General features: G+C 42.3%; 26 protein-coding genes. 10 read left to right on the top strand and 16 right to left on the bottom strand.

All coding sequences use genetic code 11. The features are described from left to right. Positions 1-3: 3 nt before the first annotated feature. The 5 genes from truD to QUD85_RS04525 form a co-directional block, all read right to left on the bottom strand. A complete protein-coding gene (truD, locus tag QUD85_RS04545) occupies positions 4-1,044 on the bottom strand; it encodes a tRNA pseudouridine(13) synthase TruD (RefSeq protein ID WP_093327286.1) in 1,041 nt (346 codons plus the stop codon). After that, positions 1,044-1,532 (bottom strand): 2-C-methyl-D-erythritol 2,4-cyclodiphosphate synthase, encoded by a 489-nt coding sequence (ispF, locus tag QUD85_RS04540; protein ID WP_093327284.1) that lies wholly within the window; start codon positions 1,530-1,532, stop codon positions 1,044-1,046. Before ispF ends, truD begins: the two co-directional genes overlap by 1 nt. Beyond that, positions 1,529-2,233, bottom strand: coding sequence for a 2-C-methyl-D-erythritol 4-phosphate cytidylyltransferase (gene ispD, locus QUD85_RS04535; protein WP_093327282.1), 705 nt, complete (start codon positions 2,231-2,233; stop codon positions 1,529-1,531). Before ispD ends, ispF begins: the two co-directional genes overlap by 4 nt. Beyond that, positions 2,233-2,550 carry a cell division protein FtsB gene (gene ftsB, locus QUD85_RS04530; RefSeq protein ID WP_093327280.1) on the bottom strand — a complete coding sequence of 106 codons (318 nt, stop codon included), beginning with the start codon at positions 2,548-2,550 and terminating at the stop codon, positions 2,233-2,235. Before ftsB ends, ispD begins: the two co-directional genes overlap by 1 nt. 326 nt (positions 2,551-2,876) lie before the next feature. Beyond that, on the bottom strand, positions 2,877-3,488 hold the full coding sequence (locus QUD85_RS04525; protein WP_093327279.1) for a hypothetical protein: 612 nt from the start codon (positions 3,486-3,488) through the stop codon (positions 2,877-2,879). A 189-nt stretch (positions 3,489-3,677) separates the two neighbouring features. Between QUD85_RS04525 and QUD85_RS04520 the strand changes: the two genes are divergently transcribed. After that, positions 3,678-4,205 (top strand): flavodoxin family protein, encoded by a 528-nt coding sequence (locus QUD85_RS04520; protein WP_093327277.1) that lies wholly within the window; start codon positions 3,678-3,680, stop codon positions 4,203-4,205. Between the two features lie 63 nt (positions 4,206-4,268). On the opposite strand, the gene eno is transcribed toward QUD85_RS04520, so the two are convergent. Both eno and QUD85_RS04510 read right to left on the bottom strand, forming a co-directional pair. Continuing rightward, positions 4,269-5,561 (bottom strand): phosphopyruvate hydratase, encoded by a 1,293-nt coding sequence (gene eno, locus QUD85_RS04515; RefSeq protein WP_093327275.1) that lies wholly within the window; start codon positions 5,559-5,561, stop codon positions 4,269-4,271. 95 nt (positions 5,562-5,656) lie between these two features. Then, a complete protein-coding gene (locus QUD85_RS04510; protein WP_093327274.1) occupies positions 5,657-7,294 on the bottom strand; it encodes a CTP synthase in 1,638 nt (545 codons plus the stop codon). Between the two features lie 175 nt (positions 7,295-7,469). Here QUD85_RS04510 and QUD85_RS04505 point away from each other — a divergent pair, with 175 nt between their 5' ends. After that, the gene (locus tag QUD85_RS04505; RefSeq protein ID WP_093327618.1) at positions 7,470-8,054 is read left to right on the top strand and encodes a DUF4202 domain-containing protein; all 585 of its coding nucleotides are present in this window, start codon (positions 7,470-7,472) and stop codon (positions 8,052-8,054) included. 335 nt (positions 8,055-8,389) lie between these two features. Here the strand turns inward: QUD85_RS04505 and QUD85_RS04500 are convergent, their stop codons facing one another. Genes QUD85_RS04500 through QUD85_RS04485 form a run of 4 tightly spaced genes read right to left on the bottom strand, consistent with a single transcriptional unit; the run spans position 8,390 to position 12,765 of the window. After that, positions 8,390-8,773, bottom strand: a complete 384-nt coding sequence (locus QUD85_RS04500) for a YbaN family protein (RefSeq protein ID WP_093327270.1) — start codon at positions 8,771-8,773, stop codon at positions 8,390-8,392. Further along, positions 8,773-9,777, bottom strand: coding sequence for an ABC transporter permease (locus tag QUD85_RS04495; RefSeq protein WP_093327268.1), 1,005 nt, complete (start codon positions 9,775-9,777; stop codon positions 8,773-8,775). Before QUD85_RS04495 ends, QUD85_RS04500 begins: the two co-directional genes overlap by 1 nt. After that, a complete protein-coding gene (locus QUD85_RS04490; RefSeq protein WP_093327267.1) occupies positions 9,778-10,662 on the bottom strand; it encodes an ABC transporter ATP-binding protein in 885 nt (294 codons plus the stop codon). A gap of 30 nt (positions 10,663-10,692) precedes the next feature. Continuing rightward, entirely contained in the window at positions 10,693-12,765 is a 2,073-nt protein-coding gene (locus QUD85_RS04485; protein ID WP_093327266.1) for a GNAT family N-acetyltransferase, read from the bottom strand. A gap of 188 nt (positions 12,766-12,953) precedes the next feature. Between QUD85_RS04485 and QUD85_RS04480 the strand changes: the two genes are divergently transcribed. The 8 genes from QUD85_RS04480 to pdxH all read left to right on the top strand — a co-directional run bounded on the left by QUD85_RS04480 (position 12,954) and on the right by pdxH (position 18,654). Further along, a complete protein-coding gene (locus QUD85_RS04480; RefSeq protein WP_093327264.1) occupies positions 12,954-13,112 on the top strand; it encodes a periplasmic nitrate reductase, NapE protein in 159 nt (52 codons plus the stop codon). A 1-nt stretch (position 13,113) separates the two neighbouring features. Next, complete coding sequence (gene napF / locus QUD85_RS04475) at positions 13,114-13,632, top strand: ferredoxin-type protein NapF (RefSeq protein WP_093327262.1); 519 nt, start codon at positions 13,114-13,116, stop codon at positions 13,630-13,632. Continuing rightward, positions 13,629-13,886 (top strand): chaperone NapD, encoded by a 258-nt coding sequence (locus QUD85_RS04470; protein ID WP_093327261.1) that lies wholly within the window; start codon positions 13,629-13,631, stop codon positions 13,884-13,886. Before napF ends, QUD85_RS04470 begins: the two co-directional genes overlap by 4 nt. A gap of 20 nt (positions 13,887-13,906) precedes the next feature. Next, positions 13,907-16,402, top strand: a complete 2,496-nt coding sequence (gene napA / locus QUD85_RS04465; RefSeq protein WP_093327259.1) for a nitrate reductase catalytic subunit NapA — start codon at positions 13,907-13,909, stop codon at positions 16,400-16,402. 10 nt (positions 16,403-16,412) lie between these two features. Next, a complete protein-coding gene (locus tag QUD85_RS04460) occupies positions 16,413-16,904 on the top strand; it encodes a nitrate reductase cytochrome c-type subunit (protein ID WP_093327258.1) in 492 nt (163 codons plus the stop codon). 9 nt (positions 16,905-16,913) lie between these two features. Next, the gene (locus QUD85_RS04455; RefSeq protein ID WP_093327256.1) at positions 16,914-17,513 is read left to right on the top strand and encodes a cytochrome c3 family protein; all 600 of its coding nucleotides are present in this window, start codon (positions 16,914-16,916) and stop codon (positions 17,511-17,513) included. A 156-nt stretch (positions 17,514-17,669) separates the two neighbouring features. Then, positions 17,670-17,849 (top strand): PA3496 family putative envelope integrity protein, encoded by a 180-nt coding sequence (locus tag QUD85_RS04450; protein WP_093327254.1) that lies wholly within the window; start codon positions 17,670-17,672, stop codon positions 17,847-17,849. A gap of 151 nt (positions 17,850-18,000) precedes the next feature. Further along, a complete protein-coding gene (pdxH, locus tag QUD85_RS04445) occupies positions 18,001-18,654 on the top strand; it encodes a pyridoxamine 5'-phosphate oxidase (protein ID WP_093327253.1) in 654 nt (217 codons plus the stop codon). Positions 18,655-18,922: 268 nt separating this feature from the next. On the opposite strand, the gene QUD85_RS04440 is transcribed toward pdxH, so the two are convergent. The 5 genes from QUD85_RS04440 to QUD85_RS04420 all read right to left on the bottom strand — a co-directional run bounded on the left by QUD85_RS04440 (position 18,923) and on the right by QUD85_RS04420 (position 23,138). After that, positions 18,923-20,056, bottom strand: a complete 1,134-nt coding sequence (locus tag QUD85_RS04440; RefSeq protein WP_093327251.1) for a sodium ion-translocating decarboxylase subunit beta — start codon at positions 20,054-20,056, stop codon at positions 18,923-18,925. A gap of 9 nt (positions 20,057-20,065) precedes the next feature. After that, complete coding sequence (oadA, locus tag QUD85_RS04435; RefSeq protein WP_093327250.1) at positions 20,066-21,847, bottom strand: sodium-extruding oxaloacetate decarboxylase subunit alpha; 1,782 nt, start codon at positions 21,845-21,847, stop codon at positions 20,066-20,068. A 16-nt stretch (positions 21,848-21,863) separates the two neighbouring features. After that, positions 21,864-22,124, bottom strand: a complete 261-nt coding sequence (locus QUD85_RS04430; protein WP_093327248.1) for an OadG family protein — start codon at positions 22,122-22,124, stop codon at positions 21,864-21,866. 469 nt (positions 22,125-22,593) lie between these two features. Next, positions 22,594-22,893: a type II toxin-antitoxin system RelE/ParE family toxin gene (locus tag QUD85_RS04425; RefSeq protein ID WP_093327247.1), complete on the bottom strand. Its 300-nt coding sequence runs from the start codon at positions 22,891-22,893 to the stop codon at positions 22,594-22,596. Next, on the bottom strand, positions 22,881-23,138 hold the full coding sequence (locus QUD85_RS04420) for a type II toxin-antitoxin system Phd/YefM family antitoxin (protein ID WP_093327245.1): 258 nt from the start codon (positions 23,136-23,138) through the stop codon (positions 22,881-22,883). The genes QUD85_RS04425 and QUD85_RS04420 overlap by 13 nt, the downstream gene beginning before the upstream one ends. Between the last annotated feature and the right edge of the window lie 73 nt (positions 23,139-23,211).

Below are 23,211 nucleotides of genomic sequence, written 5' to 3'. Positions count from 1 at the left end.
TTGTTAGCCATCGTGCTGTGCTCGCTGCGTTAAATCTTCATACTGCGTTAACTCTCGCAATATCGTGGTAGCAAAACATCCTGCTGGTAAAAAAAACGTTAGGGTTACATCGTCACCTGCAATTGCAATGTTTGTTTGCTCCGGCATTAATCTTATGCGTCTGCGCTCTTGCTTTAAACCAAATTTTTTTAATCCATCACAAAAATCTTGATGCGCGTCGGCAACCATTTGTTCTATTTCTGCGGCTTGACCGAAACTCGCTAATTCACCTTTACCCCAAAGTGGTGCGGTTATATCTATGTCGTAACGGTTAAATCTATCGATGATGTCATCGTCAATTTTCTCGGCAGCAAATATCGACTGTGTACCCGATAGCATAAACACATCACCGAGAATCGGTTGTTCAAAATGGGATTGCGCTATGCGCTTGGACACAACATCATTAAAAATCAAAGAGCGCGCTGCTGATAAATAAATACTGCGTTTCTTTTTGTCTTTAATGCGTTTGCCATCAAACATCGCTTTTGCTTGTGCAATGTTGTTGCCTTCAATACCAAAACGCTGTTCGCCAAAATAATTAGGTACGCCGGTTTTCGAAATTTTTTCCCACCTTTGTGCAAGCAGGTTTGCATCAGACACGTTGCGAAGCACTAGAGTAAATTTATTGCCAAGCAAAGCACCCGTCTTTAGCTTTTTATTGTGACGCTTTGCTTGCAGTAGCTTTACGCCTTCGATTTGCAACCCATCAAAATCATACGTTTGTTTACCGGGCACATGCACCCCAAACCATTGGGTCGTAACAGCAAATCTATCTTTTAAACCGGCGTAGCTAACAAACTTTTCTTTTACGTCGAAAAATTTTGCAAGCTGGCGTGCCACAAAAACCGTATTGGCACCTGTTTTTTCGATATGCAATAAGTAGTGTTCGCCTTCGCCGCAAGGCTCGAAAGGCAATAATTCATCCACTTGAAAATCGGCCATGGAGCTGCGCATTTGGCATTGAGTTGTCGGCTTGCCATGCAAAAAGGCCCAGCTATCTTTCATTAACAACACTCCTGCTGATGATTGACCAACAGCACTACTGCATGAACTGAAATACCCTCTTTTCGTCCTTCAAAACCTAATTTTTCCGTGGTCGTTGCTTTTACATTCACTTGTTCGATATCTGCTTGCATGTCTTGCGCTAAGCATTCCCGCATGGCAAGTAAATGAGGCGCCATTTTAGGCGCTTGCGCACAAATGGTTATATCGGCGTTCCCTAGCTTATACCCCTTGCCTTGCATCAACTCAACAACATGACGCAGTAATATGCGACTTGATATATTTTCATAACTATCGTCGGTATCAGGAAAGTGATTGCCTATATCAGCTAGCGCAAGCGCGCCAAGAATTGCATCACAAAGTGCATGAATCGCAACGTCTCCATCAGAGTGTGCAATAAAGCCTTGTTCGTATGGGATTTCCACACCACCAATTACCAGTGGGCCTTCACCACCAAATTTGTGCACGTCAAAGCCGTGACCTATTCTCATGTGTTCACCTGTTGTTGCAGTATCATCTCTGCTAAATGTAAGTCTTCTGGGCTGGTAATTTTAATATTCAAACTTGAACCAACAACTAAGTGGCTAGGTTTATTGACCGCTTCTATTGCAGAAGATTCATCTGTGATCGTAAATTGTTGAGCCAAGCTAAAATCAATTGCTTTAACCAAATCATGTACTTTGTACATTTGCGGCGTTAGAGCATGCCAAATCAATTCTCTAGACACCGTAGTTTCAACATTTCCATCTGCATTTGCTCGTTTTATCGTATCTTTCGCTGGATAAGCGAGTAAGCCACCTTCAGTCGACTCTGTGCATGTAGCTATTAGCGCTTTTATATCACCCGGCTCAACGCAGGGCCTGGCAGCATCGTGGACCAACGCCCATTGGTATTCATCGTTTAAAGAAGTGAGCCCTGCATACACTGAATCAACGCGCTCGGCGCCACCAATTTCGGTAGAGATACGAGGATGCTTAGCAATAGCCAAGGTTTCAAAAACGTCATCGTGTTTGCTTAGCACAACCACTATTTTTTCGATTGCAGCAACCTGCAGTAACTTTTCGAGAGTATGCTCTATAACACATTTGCCCCCAATGGTTAGGTACTGCTTTGGGGTGTCGCTTTGCATGCGTTTGCCAACGCCTGCGGCAGGTACTATTGCAGCAATGCTATGTTTAGCACTTGTAGACATTAACGTTCTTCTCGTTGCGGATAATCTAAGGATTCAACGCTTTGTGTTTTTGGAATGATGCGAAAAAAGGTTTCGCCTTCTTTGATCATACCCAATTCATTTCTTGCACGCTCTTCAACCGCTTCAATACCCACCTTGAGGTCATCAATATCGGCATACAACACTTTATTGCGTTGTTTGAGCTTTTCATTGGCAAGTTGCTGCCTAGCAACGTCTTCTTGGAGATCGAGATAATCAGGAATACTATTTTTACCGAACCAAAGTCTGTATTGGAACAGTATGAGTAGCACAGCCATGATAGCAGTAAAAATACGCATATATTGCTTATAAATCCCTGATGAATAGGCTCTATTATAAAAGGCTGATCAGCGGTGTAAAGCCTTTAACCCCTCAAAACATTTGGGGTCAGAACATGTTCTGACCCCATTGTGTAAAAATTCGCAAAATAGATACTAAAGAAGTTAGCAAGATTTCACTTGCTAGCTAATTTGAGTCATTGCCTAAATAGCGAGAGATAGCGCCATAAATGGGTTTCTGTAGATGAAATAACAGATGCCGACCTAGCTTAAATGCAAAGGCAACAACCTTAGATTAAAACCATTTGGGGTCAGAACATGTTCTGACCCCAAATATGCGAAAAAAATTATTGCGATAATTTGAGGGGTTTTCTGAAGTTTTTCCAGTTAATCACACAAGAAAGTAAAAGTTCACGTAAGGTTGGAATCGTTGGTGTCGCTTTTTGGTTATTGGTCCAGGTGTGGCCAGCACACGCAGACATTAACACGCGTTTAGTGGGCTTTAATAGGCGTGCTCCGCGAGCACTAACAAGTTGATTCGCATTAAACCAGCCATGAGCATTGGTGCGAATTCCTTTACCTTCGATATCGATACGTTCGATTGAATCAAGCACTATCTTGTTGTCTTCCAACACAGGAATGATTGCGCCTAATTCCAAGCCTTCTTTGGTATACCAATCCCAAATGTCATCTTGCCCAGACAGCGGCACATGGGCACTTTGTTTAGCTTGCCAGGTTGCATTCTGGCTATCTAAATCTAGTGGTGTTTCTGCCCTATCCATCATATTAGCTAAGCGAGTAACATAATAAGGTAGGCTTTTTAGACGCCCTTGAATCGTTTGTGTAGACAGCTGCTCCTGCAAGGTTAATTGCCTGATTTCTCTTTCGTAGAGTGCACTGCATAACTCAGCATAAGGATTTAAACTTTGCTGACCTTGCCACAAACTGGTTTGGCTCATAGGGATAAATGGATACTATTCATTCAATAACTGCTTAAAGGGCAAGCATACTTAAAGTATTGGAATTTTTCCAGTTATTCACTCTCCCGCGGCGCTGGCCAAAATAAAAAAGAAACAAAACTATCTATTGACCTCAACCTAAGTTGAGGAATTAGCCTAGTGATAAATAGCAATAATCAAGGAGCTAATATGAAGATAGCAATCGTTTTAGGCACAAGTCGACGCAATGGAAATACAGCCAATTTGGTGGAGTATTTCATCGAACAATATCCAGCACAATGTACCTTGTTTCACCTATCAAATTATGACATTGCACCTTATGACTACAACTTTAACAACCAAGATGATGATTTTTTGCCTTTAATCACCAATATTATCGAAAACTACGATGCCATTATATTGGCAAGTCCGGTGTATTGGTATGCACCAAGTGCACAAATGAAAGTGTTTATGGACAGACTTTCGGATTTATTGGTGATCAATAAACCGCTAGGTCGAAAGCTTAAAGGCATGTCTGCAGGTGTCATTGCAACTGGCGTGGTGTCCAAGCCCAACACCTGTTTTGAGGAAATATTTCGCGCGACGTTTAACTACTTACACATGCCATACATCGGCATGCTCTACTGCACTTATGCCGACGAGATAGAAAACATAGCATCTCACCAACAATATCTAGATAAACATGTATCTACTTACGTCACGACAGCATTTGCCTAACAAAATTAGGGTAATAAAAAAGCCGGCAATTGCCGGCTTTTCGCATTCAACATAAGCGTTTAATTATTGACCTTTAATTTCGCTACGGCCATTAAATACAGCTTTGTCACCTAAGAATTCTTCGATACGTAACAATTGGTTGTACTTAGCTACACGGTCACTACGACATAGTGAACCAGTCTTGATCTGACCTGCAGCAGTACCTACCGCTAAATCTGCGATAGTCGCATCTTCAGTTTCACCACTACGGTGTGAGATAACAGCAGTAAAGCCAGCGTCTTGTGCCATACGGATAGCAGCAAGTGTTTCTGTTAATGAACCAATTTGGTTGAACTTGATCAAAATTGAGTTACCAATGCCTTGCTCAATACCGCGCGTTAAGATTTTTGTATTCGTTACAAATAAATCGTCACCTACAAGCTGTACTTTCTCACCGATCATATCAGTTAAGACTTTCCAACCATCCCAGTCACTCTCGTCAAGACCATCTTCGATAGAAACAATTGGGTATTTTGCGCTTAGCTCAGCTAAGTACTCAGCGAAACCTTTTGAATCAAACTGCTTACCTTCGCCTGATAAATCATACACACCATCTTTATAGAATTCTGATGCTGCACAGTCTAATGCTAAGGTAACGTCTTTATTCATTTCGTAACCAGCAGCGGCAACAGCTGCTTCAATTACTTTTAATGCGTCTTCATTTGAAGCAAGGTTTGGAGCAAAGCCACCTTCATCGCCAACTGCTGTGTTTAAACCTTTAGCAGAAAGTTCTTTTTTCAACTGATGAAAGATTTCAGCGCCCATACGAAGTGCTTCTTTAAAACTTTTAGCACCAACCGGTTGTACCATAAATTCTTGGATATCAACGTTGTTATCAGCATGCTCACCACCATTTAAGATGTTCATCATTGGTAATGGTAATGAATATTGGCCTGACGTGCCGTTTAGGTCAGCAATGTGTTCGAACAACTGAACATTCTTAGCCATTGCAGCTGCTTTAGCATTTGCAAGTGATACCGCAAGAATTGCGTTTGCACCTAAGTTTTCTTTGTTTTCTGTGCCGTCTAGATCAAGCATTACTTGGTCTACATCAGCTTGCGCTAGTGCATCTTTGCCGATAAGTGCTGGTGCAATCTGTTCGTTAACAGCGGCTACAGCCTTTAATACACCCTTACCTAAGTAGCGAGACTTATCACCGTCACGTAATTCTAGGGCTTCGCGAGAACCTGTTGATGCACCAGATGGAGCACATGCACGACCCCATGCACCAGACGCTAAATAAACGTCAGCTTCTACAGTTGGATTACCACGTGAGTCCATAACTTCACGAGCAACTACCTTAGCGATATTAGACATTATTATTCCTCAAATATAAGCAGTTCGTTTGCTGCTAAATCACGTTAAATTAAAAAAGCCGCAGTACATGACATACTACGGCTCTATTTGATTTTTTATTTAGTTTCTTCTTTGCTGTGCTCAAATGCAGCACCAACAAAGCTTTCAAATAGCGGGTGTCCATCCCTAGGTGTAGAGTTAAACTCTGGGTGGAACTGACCTGCAATAAACCATGGGTGATCTGGTATTTCAATCACCTCAACCAAATTCTTATCCGTAGACAATCCAGAAAACACTAAGCCAGCGTCGCTTAATTGATCTCTGAAGTTATTATTTACCTCATAACGGTGACGGTGTCTTTCATAAATTGTTTCACTACCATATACGTCACACGTCTTGGTACCTTTCACAAGGTGGCACAATTGTGAACCTAAACGCATTGTTCCGCCTAGATCTGAATCGGCATTACGGTATTCTACCTTACCTTCTTCGTCTAACCATTCATTGATTAAACCAACAACAGGATATTCAGTATCAGCATTAAATTCGGTACTGTGCGCGTCTTTCATGCCAGCTACGTTACGGGCAAATTCAATCAATGCTACTTGCATACCTAAACAAATACCTAAATAAGGAATTTTGTTTTCACGAGCATACTGTGCAGCTTTAATTTTACCTTCAACACCTCGCTCACCAAAGCCACCTGGCACTAGTATTGCGTCTAGGCCTTGTAATACTTCGTCACCTTTGGTTTCAACGTCTTGTGAGTCAACGTATTGGATGTTTACCGTTACTTGATTCTTAAGACCAGCATGCTTTAACGCTTCGTTAACTGATTTGTATGCATCTGGTAATTCAATATATTTACCCACCATACCAATGGTTACTTCACCCACAGGGTTAGCTTCTTGATAAAGCACTTGTTCCCATTCAGATAAATCAGCTTCTGGTACGTCTAAACCAAAACGACGTGCTACTAATTCATCCGCACCTTGAGATTTAAGTAACGCAGGAATCTTGTAAATACTGTCTACATCGCGCATCGACACAACAGCTTTTTCTTCAACATTACAGAACAATGCAATTTTTGCACGTTCATTGGCAGGAATTGTGCCTTCGCTGCGGCAAACAAGAATATCTGGGAAAATACCAATTGAACGCAACTCTTTTACAGAGTGCTGCGTTGGTTTAGTTTTAATTTCACCTGATGCGGCTAGGTAAGGAACAAGTGTTAGGTGCATAAACATCGCTCGTTCACGACCAAGTTCTGTACCTAACTGGCGAATAGCTTCTAAGAATGGTTGTGACTCGATGTCACCTACCGTACCACCAATTTCAACCATCGCAACGTCAGAGCCTTCAGCCCCTTCGATAACACGACGTTTAATATCATTGGTGATATGCGGAATAACTTGAATAGTTGCACCAAGGAACTCACCTTTACGCTCTCTAGCAAGAATGTCTTGATAAATTCTGCCGGTTGTAAAGTTGTTACGCTTTGACATTTTGGTGCGGATAAAGCGCTCGTAGTGACCTAAATCTAAGTCTGTCTCTGCGCCATCTTCGGTAACAAAAACCTCACCGTGTTGAATCGGGCTCATCGTACCCGGGTCAACGTTAATGTAAGGGTCTAATTTAAGCATGGTGACTTTAAGTCCACGTGCTTCAAGAATTGCGGCGAGAGAAGCTGCTGCAATACCTTTACCTAAAGACGAAACAACGCCGCCCGTAACAAATATATATCTAGTTGTCATGTATAGCCCAGAAATCAGGAGAATCAGAAATTTGCGTTACTATGCGCCAGCAAGTAACAAGACGGGAAAGTATTATACTGAAAACCCTGTTTATGCTCAATCATTTCCCTTAAAGAAAAATAGCTCATTTTGTCATTTTTTGTTTAAATATCGTAAAAAAACCATGTGTAGCATTATGACTGAACAATTAAATCAAACATTAACGGCTATCGACGCCATCAATGAACAAGATCCAAATACATTAGAGGTTAATGGCGAAGCCCGTCCAAAATCACTTTTATATGGTCATCAAATGACCGAAGTACTTAATGCCTATTGGCCTAACGCAAACGAGTACTTACAAATTGCCGTTCGAGCGCAACATGTTAAACGTTGGGCAATCGCAAGGGACGAATATGAACTGGGCAAAAAAGGCTACCTTGCTTGGCGCAAAGCATTAGCAGTAATGCATGCAGAAATCGTCGTTGAGCTTATGGAAAAGAGCGGTTATAACGACGATGAAATTCAGCAAACGGCAAGCATAGTGCGCAAGGAAAAGCTCAAATCTAATGCTGACAGTCAAACTTTAGAAGACGTTGCGTGCTTAGTGTTTTTGATGCATTACTTCAACGACTTTGCCACAAAATACGATGACGATAAGTTAGTCGATATTGTGCAAAAAACCTGGCGTAAAATGTCAGAGCAAGGTCATGAGATTGCACTTTCACTAACCTTACCAGCGCACCTAGCAGCGATAGTAGGTAAAGCGCTTCAGGCTTAGAAGGCTGAAGGCTGTGTAAACGTAAATGGATTTACTCATACTGCGAAAGCATGGACGCGAAACAGCAGTATGCAGGGACAAGGAACGGGTTAAAAAACCGTCATCCCGTGATGTCTTTACACGGGATCTCTTCTCTAAAGGAAAGCTTCGCTTCAGGGAACAAGGAACGTGGAGCTCTGTCAACAAGCGCTAAAAGAGATGAGATCCTGAATAGATTTCAGGATGACGTGATTGTTAAAGTGCGAAAAACGTGGAACGAGTAGTTTTTTCAATACGCAGCCCGAAGCTCGCAGCACGCAGCACTATGAATTAGCACGTAGCACTAATTCTTAGTATTAATTCCTTTTCTCTACTATCTGGTGCTCTGTTAAAGGCAAGCGCGCAACAAAAATAAACGGCCAAAGCATTAAAGCCGTTAATATTGCGCGCAAATACCAGGGCTCTAACAAATAGAATGACCAAGCATAAGCTAAGACCATGGTTATTAGCGCCACAGTTTTCGCACGCTTTCCAATACTACGATGTGCCTGCCAATCGCGAATCATCGGGCCAAACACCCGATTGTCGAGTAACTTTTGGTACAGATAAGGCGAAGACTTAGCAAAACATGCGGCCGCCACCAGTAAAAATGGTGTTGTAGGTAATAGCGGAAACACAGCGCCTAAGCAGGCTAAAACAACAAAAAATAGCCCGATAATTTTGTATAACAGCCGGCTCATTATCTATCCGTATTCCAACTAAAGAAATAAGCACCTAAGCCAAGAAATATTAACGTCATTACTGCCAAAGCACCGATGTGATAAGACAAATCAGCAAGGGTTGCGCCTTCAGTAATAATTAACCTAGCACCTGCAACTAAATGCGTTAACGGTAGAAAGTCGGCGATAGTTTTAACAACCCCTGGCGCACCTTCTAAGCTAAACCATACGCCGGAGAGCAACATCATCGGCCAAGAGGTCAAGTTGAGTAATCCGCCAATAAGCTCTTCACTTTTGCTGCGACAGGCCACTAATAATCCCAAGGCAATTAAACTAAATGCGCCCATTACGCCTATTAAAAAGAGGTCGAAATAACTGCCGAGCATGTAGAAATCAAAAAAGAAATTACAACCAACATAGACCACTACCGACATAAACATAACGATAAATAGTCGTGATAATAGCTGCGCACTAACAAATTCTAAGGCCGATAACGGCGTTGCCTTAAGCCGTTTTAATACATGATTTTTACGATACCTAACAATGACATAGCCAACCCCAAACAAGCAGCTAAACATCATATTCATGCCTAGAATACCCGGTAGCACCCAGTCGACATAACGTATCGCTTTTCCTTGCGTGACATTGCGCTGATAATCACTACTTACGCCTAGTAGAATGCGCTCTACTAAATAGCTATTCGGTGCATTTTCATTAACCCAATATTGCTGATTGTCGATATCAACCACTAGGTCAATCGCATGTTGTTCTAGTTTGAGTTTGGCCTGAGCAATCTGCTGATATTCAACAAAATCTATAAAGCGCGTTTCTTGCAGTGCGCTTTGCTCAGTGTGAGGAAGCAGGCCTACTTTATAAACACTTTTACCGTCGCCAGAAAAAATAATCGAAAAACCTGCCAGCAAAAGTACAGGGAAAATCAAATTCCAGCCGAGCGAACTTCTATCTCTAAAGAATTCTAAATTTCGGGCCTTAACAACCGCTAAAAATCGCTTAAAACTAAACACTTATTCCCTCAACGAATGGCCAGTTAATTTTAAAAACAAATCGTCTAAGTTGGCAGACTTTACATGCAAACCTTCTAGTGACGCGCCTTTGCTAAGTAATAACGACAATGTTTCTTCAACATCTTGAGTTTGAATTTCTACACTGTCGCCATTCACTTGCCACTGATGCTCTTGTGCAAGCGCTTGATCAATATGTTCACTTGGCAGGTACATAAAGACTTTGTCAAAGTGGCGGTTTAATAATTGCCGAGGACTGCCAGATTCTATGATTTTACCTTTATCAACAATGACAATGTGATCACACAATTGCTCGGCTTCGTCCATGTAATGAGTGGTTAATACCACCGTTTTACCTTGTGCCTTGATCCGTTTTATTAAAGTCCAAAAATTGCGCCTAGCTTGCGGATCTAGCCCGGTAGTAGGCTCATCTAAAAACACAATTTGAGGATCGTTAATCAAAGCAATGGCAAGTAACAATCGTTGTCGTTGACCACCGGAGAGCAGGCGGTTGTCACGATCGAGAAAGTCAGCTAAATCACATACTTCTATAAGCGACTCTATCGAAACCGTTTGCTCGTAAAACGACGCAAATAACTGCAGCGTTTCTTTTACTGTTAAAAAGTCTTGCAGTGCGGTGTGCTGAAACTGAATACCTATTTCATTGGCTATATCGCGAGTAATAGGTTTGCCTTTATAAACAATACTGCCACTAGTTGGTGCAATAATGCCTTCCAACATTTCAATAGTTGTGGTTTTACCTGCGCCATTGGGGCCAAGCAAACCAAAGCATTGCCCTGCTTGAATAGAAAAGGAAATCTCGTCGACCGCCTTTACCTCTTTGTAGTGTTTCGACAAATCGGTAACTTGCAACAAAGGATTAGTCATGAATGTCTTCTTTACGTGTTAAAAACGAGCTTATTCAGCTTGCTCTTCAATATAGTTGATAAATGCAGTGATTACTGCCTTACGTCCGGTGAAGTCAAATGCCGTGGCAATATCTTCAATCGCTTTACGTTGCAGTAAGCGAGCGATCAAAGGTGCCATGTCATTGTGATAGTCGTGCTGGCAATGGTGAATTAACCAGTGGCGCAAACCATAAGAACAAGGACTTAATTGGCGGCGTTTACTAGTAAAATCTTCAACCGCCTGCCTGTCAGATTTAGTCAATGCCGGCACATACTCAAGCGGCATACGATGCAATATTTGCCACACCAACTTGCATTGTAAATCAGCATACTCAAGCGTGAGTAAATACAAAAACTGTTTATAAAAATTAGTATGAATTTGCTTAAAGAAACGTTCAGCGGCTAGCGTCATCGGCTTTAGCATCAGCGCTGAGTGCTCGCCGCTAGATTTATCTCGCGTAAAGCCAAGTCGAGCCAGTGCAAAAGAAGACTGATGCCAAAAGTTAACTAAACTAGCATTAGCGCCAAAACTCGACCCAACAAACTCAACGCCTTCGCGCTCTGCTTGCTGGCATATTTTGTCGACAAACTCACTACCAACCCCTTTACTTTGAATATCAGGATGCACAGCAATTCTCATAATGCGCCAATAGCGATAATCAAAGGCTTCTTTATGGCCTAGGTGCGTCAGCAACGACTGAGGTAAAAACTGACTGGCAGCGCGCCTTTTACCCTCGCTAATAGCGGTTAGCGATACTGTATTATTACTGCCTTCAATCAGCACAAAAGCCACCGCTAAAATTTGTTCCCCTTGGCGGTAAACAAAAAGCTTTGCTTGCGGGTTGTCTAATAGCAGCTGCAAGTCACTTGGTGAGGTTTGATAATGCGCAATCACTAACATAGAAAATACTTGTTTTAAAATATCTTCTTTGCGTACAAGTGTTTCTACGCTTAAACAATGGAGCTCCGCTGGTAGCTCTGTATCATAACCAACAGTCTTTATGTCGGCATCAAGTAAAAACGCACGATAAATAAATTGTTCCAACGCGTCTTCGTGTCGCCATCTTATTGGCGTGTGCATCGAATAATGTTGCCAACCTGAATATTGCTCGCGCAGGTAACCAAAGAATTTTCCGGTAAATCCGCGGCCTGCCCCTTCATAGCCATGAATGGTCGAAGCAAACACAACGCGTGCATAGTGGCTCAAGAGTTTTTTAAGTAAGTAGACCGGTATACCGGCAGCCTCATCAATTAGCAGTAAATTAACGGTAGGTCGCTGCGCCAGAATTTGATCGACGGCCATGAAACTAATGCGAAGCCCCGGCACTTCTATCGTGGGGTTACTTTTTTCACTTGGCGTTATATCTAAGTGTTTATACAACAACTTAAAAAAAGTACTTACCGCATTAACATGTGGCGCGGTAATAACCACCTCTAGCGGCGTATCTTGCTGCGACTGCAACGCCATGCACGCGAGAGCTAATGCTGATGACTTGCCGCGACCACGGTCGGCAGTCAATACAAGCGGCCTGCGTCTTCGACCCGTCGCAACTTTCATTATTGCTTCAACCGCTTCTTGCTGGTCTTGTGTAATGCTGTGATAAGCGAATGATGCTGTTTCGATTTCAGGCAACGCTTCTAAACTAAGTTTAGGTAATGCTTGCCCCTGAGTTACCACGATAACTTCTTCTTGTGCTAACGCCAGTTGATAAAAGCGCTCCATAAACAAACTGCTATGGCCATCTTGCTCGATTAGCTTGGGCACAATAACCACGCCACCTATGGTCAGCACGCCAGAAAGGGCAGCAATTGCTTCGGCATTAAACTGTTCAGATGTGAACATAACACCTTGATATTCAGTCCCTAAATATTGGCGAAAATTCTTGCCATTAACCTGCGCCGAATCGTCGGATTCGTCGGCATAAAATAACCAATTAGATTGATCTGAAACAAGAATATCTTTCTTTAAACGCGATAGTGTTTCTTTTAACCAGTCACTATCACCTTCAACTACAACTAATTGGCGTTGCTGTTTTGACACAAGATCAGTGTGTAGTTGAGACAACCAAGGATAGAGAATCAAGGAAATTACCTATAGATAAATGCTTAATTAAACAGCAATAAAATAAATTTATCCTACACTGTAAATAAGAGAACAATGAATTACCAGAATAAGTAAAAAAAATGTTAAACAAATCCCTTGAACCCGTGTGGTTTTTTGTGCAAACATAGGTTAATTCTGGTTATAAAGTAATCATTAGGAGACTCGGTATGAATGATGTAACTAATGACCAAGAAAAGAAACGCGAACGGAATATGATTTTATTCCTGATGGTGTTTCTAGCACCAATGGCTTCTGTAGCTATTGTCGGTAGCTATGGCTTTATCATTTGGATAAGCCAAATCCTTCTTGGTCCACCAGGTAGCTAGCATGACGCAAGCGGTTAACTTTTCTAGGCGCCGATTGTTTAAAGGGAAAATTAAAGCTGATAATGCTTTAAGATTGCCTTGGGTGATCAGTGAACAACATTTTCTTGAGCATTGTGAACAATGCGGAAAGTGTGTAGACGCCTGCGAAACATCGATTATCAAGCCAGATATCGATGGCTTCCCTAAAGTTGACTTTTCTTCAAACGAATGCACTTTCTGCAATGCATGTATCGACGTATGCCCGCAACCGCTTTTTAAAGCAGACAAATCAGACAAACCTTGGCAAGCACTTGTTGAAATTAATGATAAGTGCCTCGCGAAAAATGATATTTTTTGCCTAAGCTGCCAAGATGCTTGCGAGCCACGCGCTATTACCTTTGACATTGCATCGTCCAGCATTCCACAACCAACACTAGATACATCTTTGTGCACTCAATGTGGCGCCTGTGTGTCCACATGCCCGCAAGATGCCGTTTCCGTAAACCAACAAATTCCCGTTGTAGAGGTAGAAGCAATATGACAACCGCTGTAGACACTGAATATCACATAGCAAGTTTTGTTGCTCATGCCATGCTTGAGCAACTTGTGTTAGTGCAAGAACATATTTTATTAACACCTGGCGCTGAAATACACGCGACCAGTGAGATGGGAAAAATAGTGTTTACCCTGGAAGCAGAACATCACAAAGATATTGCTAACAGACTAGATTTAATACGCGAGCACCGAGGTTTGCTAAATATTGCCCCGGTATACCATGAATTTTTAACAGAGTAACAACAATTGTAGGTGAAGCCATGACTATGAATCGCCGAGAGTTTATGAAGGCTAATGCTGTAGCTGCTGCGGCAGCGGTTGCGGGTGTATCTCTGCCTGCGGCAAGTAGCAATCTAATTACAAGCAGTGAGTTAACAAAAATTAAGTGGGACAAAGCACCCTGTCGTTTTTGCGGTACAGGCTGTTCCGTTAACGTTGGTGTCATGGATGGCAAAGTAGTTGCTACTCATGGCGATATTAAGTCCCCGGTAAATAAAGGGCTTAACTGTGTTAAAGGATACTTTCTGTCCAAAATCATGTACGGCAAAGACAGGCTAACAACGCCTATGTTGCGCATGTCCAACGGGCAATATGACAAAAATGGTGAATTTGCTCCAATCAGCTGGGAACAAGCTTTTGACATCATGGCTGACAAAGCTAAAACCACGTTAAAAGAAAAAGGTCCGACTTACGTTGGTATGTTTGGTTCTGGTCAATGGACAGTTCATGAAGGTTACGCGGCGTCGAAATTGATGAAAGCCGGCTTTAGATCGAACAACATCGATCCAAATGCAAGACATTGTATGGCATCGGCAGTAGTTGCGTTCATGCGTACCTTTGGTATTGACGAGCCTATGGGTTGTTACGATGACATTGAAGAAACAGATGCAATGGTGCTGTGGGGTTCTAATATGGCGGAAATGCATCCTATCTTATGGACGCGTATTACCGACCGCCGTTTAAGTGCGCCCCATGTGAAAGTTCACGTACTGTCAACATTCACGCATCGCAGCTCTGAGCTTGCTGATAATTCGATGATCTTTACGCCACAAACAGATTTAGCCATTCTCAATTACATTGCCAACCACATTATTGAGACAGGTAACGTAAATACCGATTTTTTAAACAAACATACTACGTTCAGAATTGGCAATGATGACATTGGTTATGGTCTTCGTCCTGAACACCCACTAGAAAAACGTGCTAAAAATGCGACCAATGCTGGCGGCAATAAAGAAATCACGTTTAAAGAATATAAACGATTTGTTAGTACTTACACGTTAGACTATGCCCACAAGCTTTCTGGTGTACCTAAAAGTCAGCTACAGGCGTTAGCGGAAGTCTATGCTAACCCGAACACAAAAGTTTGTTCGTTTTGGACCATGGGCTTTAACCAACACACTCGTGGTGTTTGGGCTAATCAGTTGTGCTACAACATTCACCTATTAACCGGAAAAATTTCAACTCCCGGAAATAGCCCATTTTCACTGACAGGTCAGCCGTCTGCATGTGGTACTGCGCGCGAAGTCGGCACTTTCGCTCACCGCTTACCAGCGGATATGGTTGTTGCCAATCCAAAACATCGCGCAAAAGCAGAGAAAGTGTGGAAACTACCAGAAGGTACAATCCCGCCGAAACCTGGTTATCACGCCGTACTGCAAAACCGAATGTTGAAAGACGGTAAGCTCAATTTCTATTGGGTGCAGTGTAATAACAATATGCAAGCTGCCGCTAACATCGCACAAGAAGCATATCCTGGTTATCGAAACCCAGACAACTTCATTGTGGTATCTGACCCCTACCCAACCGTTACTGCTCAAGCAGCAGATCTGATCCTACCGACAGCGATGTGGGTAGAAAAAGAAGGTACTTATGGTAACGCCGAGCGACGCACACAAGCGTGGCATCAAATGGTTAAGCCACCAGAAGGCGCACATTCAGATTTATGGCAGTTAATGGAATTTTCTAAACGCTTTACGGTTGAAGATGTATGGCCGGAAGAACTGATTGCTAAAAAGCCTGAGTATCGCGGTAAAACCTTATACGACGTTTTATACAAAAACGGTCAAGTGGATAAATTCCCGCTGTCTGAAATCGCTGATGATCAACTAAATGATGATGCACGTCATTTTGGTTACTACGTGCATAAAGGCTTATTCGAAGAATATGCCGTATTTGGTCGTGGTCATGGTCATGATTTGGCGCCTTATGATGTCTACCATCAAACACGCGGACTTCGTTGGCCGGTAGTTGACGGTAAAGAAACGCTGTGGCGCTTCAAAGAGGGGTACGATCCATACGCCAAACCAGGCAGTGATTGGGACTTCTATGGAAACCCTGATGGTAAGGCGAAAATTTTCGCTCTGCCATATGAGCCCGCAGCAGAAGTGCCAGATAAAGAATACGACTTGTGGCTATCCACAGGGCGTGTATTAGAGCATTGGCATTCAGGTTCTATGACGCAACGTGTTCCAGAGTTATACAAATCTATGCCGGATGCGGTGCTTTATATGCATCCAGATGACGCCAAAGAACGTAATTTAAGACGTGGCGACTTAATTAAACTGCAATCTCGTCGAGGCGAAGTTGAGACACGTGTAGAAACCAGAGGGCGTAACAAACCACCTAAAGGTTTGGTGTATATGCCTTGGTTTGATGCCAGTCGCTTGGTGAATAAAGTCACGTTAGATGCAACCGATCCACTTTCTAAAGAAACAGACTATAAAAAATGTGCTGTTAAAGTAGTGAAGGCATAAGGAGACAGACATGAACAAGTTAATCAAAGCCATTACAAAACCCATTGGGCTACTTGTCGTTGCGGTAACTGTTTCTATCGCAGGGCTTGCCTACGCCGACAATGACTCCATTGCAACCTTAAGAGATGCGACGCCGATTGATAGCCAAAAGAAGCCAAGCGCAATTCCTAAGGTTTCAAATGACGACATAAGAAAATCGCGAAATTATCCGATGCAACCACCATTGATACCGCATGATATTCGAGGATACGAGGTGAACCTTAACACGAATAAGTGTATGACCTGTCACAGTAGACAAAAAACTGAACAGACTCAGGCACCTATGGTAAGTGTTACGCATTATATGGACAGAGATGGTAACTTTTTGGCGGAAGTGTCCCCAAGACGTTATTTTTGTAGTCAATGTCACGTCGTTCAAACCGAAGTTAAACCTTTAGTTGAAAACGAATTTGTCGACATGCATACCCTGTCTAAGCAAAAGCAAGAAAGTAGCAAAAAATAGAGGTTCGATATGAAAAAGCTTATCGAGATTATACGCATAGGATGGCAAACGCTAACTAAGCCCAGCGTGCATTATAGTTTGGGTTTCCTAGTTATCGGTGGCTTCCTAGCGGGCATCATATTCTGGGGTGGTTTTAATACTGCGCTTGAATTAACCAATACAGAAGAATTCTGTATTAGTTGCCACGAAATGGAAGACAATGTCTACCAAGAAATTCAATCTACGATTCACTTTACTAACCGATCCGGCGTTCGTGCTACTTGTCCTGATTGCCATGTTCCTCACAATTGGACAGATAAAATAGCACGTAAAATGCAAGCTTCTAAAGAGGTTTGGGGTAAGATTTTTGGCACTATAAGTACCCGCGAAAAGTTCTTAGCTAAGCGTCGAGAATTAGCCGAACATGAGTGGGCAAGACTGTCCGCAAATGATTCATTAGAGTGCAGAAATTGTCACGATTTTGAATATATGGATTTTACCGAACAGAGCCCTCGAGCAGCAGCCATGCATTCAACCAACTTGGCTAGCGGCGAGAAGACATGCATAGATTGCCACAAAGGCATCGCGCATCAACTTCCTGATATGGAGGGGGTTGAAGGCTGGGATTAACCAGCCTTCTGTACACTTTTTTACAAACTATTACAGATATCGTACTGAATCAACAAAAGATTCATTTGAAAATAGCCACATCTTTTCCTATGTTGATTGTATAAAGTTTAATCAATGTAACAGTGAATTTTCACTAATTTAGTCGAGGTCTTAAATATGTCATATCAAGAAAGTGACATTTTGCGAGGTAGCGATGACTTTAGTTATTCAGAAAAGCCAATCGCTAAGGAACAAGCTGAGCATGATCAGCAAGTTCGCAAAAGGTTAGATGAAATCTTAGAACAAAAGCGTTTAAAGGCAATGTTCGATGATGAAGAAGATTGGGAATTAGATTAATTCCACAAGTATTAGGGGCGCTTTTTAGCGTCCCTTTTTGATCTTACTGAAAAACCCACTCGTAACATAAACACGCGCTTTAGCAAAAACAGTTGAGAATAATCAACGTCATGCTAGCATATCGGCAACAAACCACTGGTACCCTTAACACATGACTTTTCTAGAAAAACTACGCCTTATATTTACCTTTGGACAAGGTGTTGCGATGCCAATGCCGGAGTTAGATAACATTGACGATCCGTTTGAATTGTTTGGTAAATGGTTTGAGGATGCGAAAAAGTCAGGTATTTTGCTACCAGAAGCCATGTCAGTTGCTACCGTATCTGAACAAGGCCAACCTAGTACACGCATGGTATTGTTAAAAGAGTGGGATCAATCAGGTTTTGTTTTTTATACCAATTATGGCTCTAGAAAATGCCAAGATATGACGCACAACGGGAAAATCGCATTACTGTTTCACTGGGGCGTTTTGCAGCGCCAAGTGCGTATTGAAGGTGTAGTTGAGAAAGTCAGTGCTGAGCAGTCAAAAGCGTATTTTGATAGCCGCGATAGAGGCAGCAAAATAGGTGCGTGGGCGTCTAAGCAAAGTGAGAAAGTGGCGAGCAAGGAAGAGCTAGCGCAACGTGTAAAGGAATATGAGGAAGCGTTTAAAGGACAAGAGGTACCCTACCCTGAATTTTGGGGAGGATGGCGCATTAAACCGCACATGATCGAATTTTGGCAAGGGCGTGCAAGCAGGTTGCATGACAGACTTTGTTTCGAAAAACACGACGACGTTTGGGAACGATTTAAGCGCAATCCATAACGGAAAATACGCTTCACTTTAGGGAAGTCCTTTCAACATACAGCATACGGCTTGAAGCACATAGCACGACGTAGATAAAGATGAGATCCTGAATAGATTTCAGGATGACGTGTATTTAAGGTGCGTGCTACGCGCTAAATGGACGAGGGACGAGTAACCCCGTCATCCCGTGATATCTTTACACAGGTTCTCCTCCCTTAACGCATTTCGCACACCGCTCGAAACACGCAGCACGAAGCACTAATTCAAAGCGCTTCGCAACTCTTCGTTATGGCCCTACAAGCGCAAGCAATATACCTGCAGCAACTGCACTACCAAGTACACCTGCAACATTAGGCCCCATCGCATGCATCAATAGGAAGTTATGAGGATTAGCTTCCAAACCAACTTTGTTCGCTACCCTTGCAGCCATTGGTACGGCAGATACGCCCGCGGCGCCAATAAGCGGATTAACCTTCTCTTTTGATAGCTTGTTCATAACCTTAGCCATCAATACACCAGACGCTGTACCAATAGAGAACGCTACCGCACCTAAGCCTAGAATACCTAAGGTTTCTACGTTTAAGAATTTGTCTGCGCTCAGCTTTGAACCTACACCCAATCCTAAGAAGATAGTGACGATGTTAATCAGTTCGTTTTGTGCTGTTGAGCTTAAACGATCTACAACACCACTTTCTTTCATCAAATTACCTAAACAGAACATACCCACAAGTGGCGTAGCTGCTGGTAAGAAGAAGATTGTCATCATCAATACGCCTAGCGGAAAGATAATTTTTTCAATCTTAGTAACATGGCGTAACTGTGCCATTTCAATTTTGCGTTCTTCTTTATTAGTAAAGGCACGCATAATTGGTGGCTGAATGATTGGTACTAATGCCATGTATGAATATGCTGCAACCGCGATAGCACCCAGCAGATCAGGCGCTAAGCGTGACGCTAGGAAAATAGCCGTTGGGCCATCGGCGCCACCGATAATTGCTATAGCAGAGGCGTCTTGGAGTGTAAATTCAAAACCAGGAATGGCATTTAATGCAATCGCACCAAACAAAGTAGCGAAAATACCAAACTGCGCCGCTGCTCCTAAAAACAACATTTTAGGGTTGGCAATTAATGCACCGAAATCGGTCATCGCACCAACGCCTAAAAAGATCAGCAGTGGAAATATCCCTGTGTCTATACCGACATCGTATACATAGTGCAGTAGACCGCCTACTTCTGAAAAGCCGGCCAGGGGAATATTAGTTAATATTGCACCAAAGCCCATTGGCAATAGCAATAGTGGCTCAAAGTTTTTGCCGATAGCAAGAAACAATAAGCCAAAGCCAACTAACATCATAATAATCTGGCCAAGCTCGAAATGGGCTAAACCGGTTGAGTCCCAAAGTGTTATTAAACCTTCCATTTCGACCGACTACCCTAAGCTTAATAAAGTGTCGCCCACGGCTACGGCGTCACCTTCTCTAACTAACAAGCCTAATACCTGACCCGCAGCAGTCGCGCGAATTTCCGTTTCCATTTTCATTGCTTCCATGATGATCACAACATCACCTTCTGCCACAGTATCACCTTCATTTACTAAGATTTTAAAGATGTTACCTGCCAGCGGCGCATTCAAGCTCTCGCCTGCACCTACCGACGCAGTCTGTTTGATTGCATCATCACCCGCTACTTTTTGGATCTCTTTAATTTCACCACCAGGCGCAACAACTACGTCATATACTTTGCCATCAACACTTACAGAATAACTTTCCGTAGCTGATGGAGATACTAATTGCTGTTGAGCTGGTGCTGCTTGTGGTACTTCTTTGGTCGGTACCGGTTCAAATGCATCTGGGTTGTTTCGGTTTTCTAAGAACTTCAAACCAATTTGTGGGAACAATGCATACGTAAGGACATCGTCAATCACATCGTCCGCTAACTCAATAGACTTCTCTTTAGCTAACGCTTCAAGTTCACCAGTAAGTTTGTCCATTTCTGGCGACAGTAAGTCCGCAGGGCGACAAGTAATAGCTTCTGCACCGTCCAAAACACGATCCTGAAGGGTTTTGTTCACGTCAGCTGCAGTTGCACCATATTCACCCTTTAAAACGCCTGACGTTTCTTTGGTGATAGATTTATAACGCTCACCCGTTAATACGTTCAATACCGCTTGTGTGCCCACAATTTGCGATGTAGGTGTTACCAGTGGAATATAACCTAAGTCTTCACGGACTCTTGGAATTTCTTGTAGTACTTCATCTAAGCGATCTGCCGCGCCCTGTTCGCGAAGTTGGTTTTCCATATTGGTCAACATACCGCCCGGTACTTGCGCCAATAATATACGCGCATCAACACCTTTAAGGCTGCCTTCAAATTTGGCGTATTTTTCTCGAACATCGCGGAAGTAAGCAGCAACTTCGGCTAATTTAGCCATATCTAAACCAGTGTCTCGCTCAGTACCTTCAACAATCGACACGATAGTTTCTGTTGGTGAATGGCCGTAAGTCATACTCATAGAAGAAATTGATGTATCAATAACATCAACATCTGAGTCAATCGCTTTCATGTGAGTTGCGACACTAAGACCTGTTGTTGCATGGCAATGTAATGAAATAGGTAGTGCTACCGTTTCTTTCAAACGTGAAATTAACTCGGCGCCGTCATATGGTTTTAATAAACCGGCCATGTCTTTAATACACAGAGAATGTGCACCCATGTCTTCAAGCTTTTTAGCCATTTCAAGCCAGCCATCAAGTGTATGTACTGGGCTTTCTGTATAACTTAATGTGCCTTGCGCGTGAGCACCCACTTTAACCGCTGCTTTAATTGCTGTTTCTAGGTTTCTAGTATCATTCATTGCATCGAAGATACGGAACACATCGATGCCGTTAACATGCGCGCGCTCTACAAATTTTTCGACAACGTCGTCAGCATAATGACGATAGCCAAGGATATTTTGACCTCTAAACAACATTTGTTGTTTTGTTTTAGGCATCGCTTTTTTAAGCGCTCTAATACGCTCCCACGGATCTTCGCCTAAATAACGAATACAAGAGTCGAACGTTGCCCCCCCCCATGATTCAATTGACCAGAAGCCGATGTCATCGAGCTTAGAGGCAATGGGTAGCATGTCTTCTAAACGAAGGCGTGTTGCTAAAAGTGATTGATGGCCGTCTCGTAATACAACTTCTGTAATACCTAATGGCTTAGACATGAAATATCCCCTATCTTTATTTCTTATACTTGGCTCTGTACTGACTTACAGCAGCAGACACTGCAGCAACGATAGACGGCGAAACACCATCAGAAATCTTAGTTTGTACAGGCTTAACCGCTCGTTGCGGGGTCGGTGCATCTGGAAACGTTTTTGCAAGCTTTGCCATCACTGTGTTGATAAACACAACTAACAAACCTAAAAACGCAAAAACAAACACCATGCCAAGCAACATTAGTGTAGCAGCTTCAATAAATGACTCAGCTAAATTCTCCATAATACATCTCGTATGTTTTTTAACTAAAAAATAGAATAATCACTCGAATTAGTAAAATGCAAATAAAATCTTGCCGTTTCAGAAAAAAAAATCGCTGTCAATACGCCAAATGGGTCAATTTGCGTCGAAAATAGATAAATATGCAATACAAAATACGATAAAAGCATTTTGTATACAGAAAAAACAGCGATGAATACCTTATGCAACAAACGATTTTATTATTTTGTATACAAAAGTATAGCTCGATTTAGCAACTTCAAAGAAGAAAGATGGAAGAGTTAACTAACAAGAAAGTTCATCTGCTCAAATATGAATAAGCATTGAATAAGAGAAAGTGAAAATAGTCGAAAATCTGATTCGAAAAAGCGCCTACGCTTGTTAATGGGCATACCAGGCTTGGCTAATTTTTGCGATGAAGAAGTGTAAACCAAGATAAATACATCCTCTAAACGACCTATTAGCTATATGATTACGAAATTAGCAAGAAACGTCTAAGATCTTGTTCTTGACGCATGACATGCAATATAAAAACCTTGTTTCCGTCAATTTTATAAAAAACTCGACATGGCTTGATTACTAGCTCCCTATAATTAAGCGTTGGTATTTCCAAAGGAACTTTGCCCGAGTCGGGGTGTTCTTCTAGCCTTTCGATTTTGCTAAATACGGTTTGAACTAGCTTTTTCGCAGCAACCAAGTTAGCCACTGCAATGTATTCAGCAATATCATTAAGGTCATTTAGAGCGGGTTGCGTCCAAATTACTTCAGCCATTTATTCATTTGCTCTTTGGCACGCGTACTTGAAACAACTTGCTCATCTCTAATCGCCTGTTCCCCCCTAGCTATTCCTTCTAAAATCGACATACGCTTTTGCATCATTTCAAAGTCGTCAACATCTACCAAATATGCAGACGGTTGGCCATGCTCAGTAATTAAAACCGGTTCTTTAGAAGAATGGAGGTCTGCTAATATTTTAGTAGCTTGCCTCTTTAAGGTAGTAACTAATTCAACTTTCATAATCGAACTCTTAACTGGGTGAGTGAGACTATAGTATCACTCATAATAAAACTTTCAACTTTATAACTAACGA

It is taken from the genome of Thalassotalea agarivorans, assembly GCF_030295955.1.
GTDB lineage: Bacteria > Pseudomonadota > Gammaproteobacteria > Enterobacterales > Alteromonadaceae > Thalassotalea_D > Thalassotalea_D agarivorans.
The sequence above is the reverse complement of the archived record's forward strand: the minus strand, read 5'-3'. Positions and strand labels throughout refer to the sequence as shown.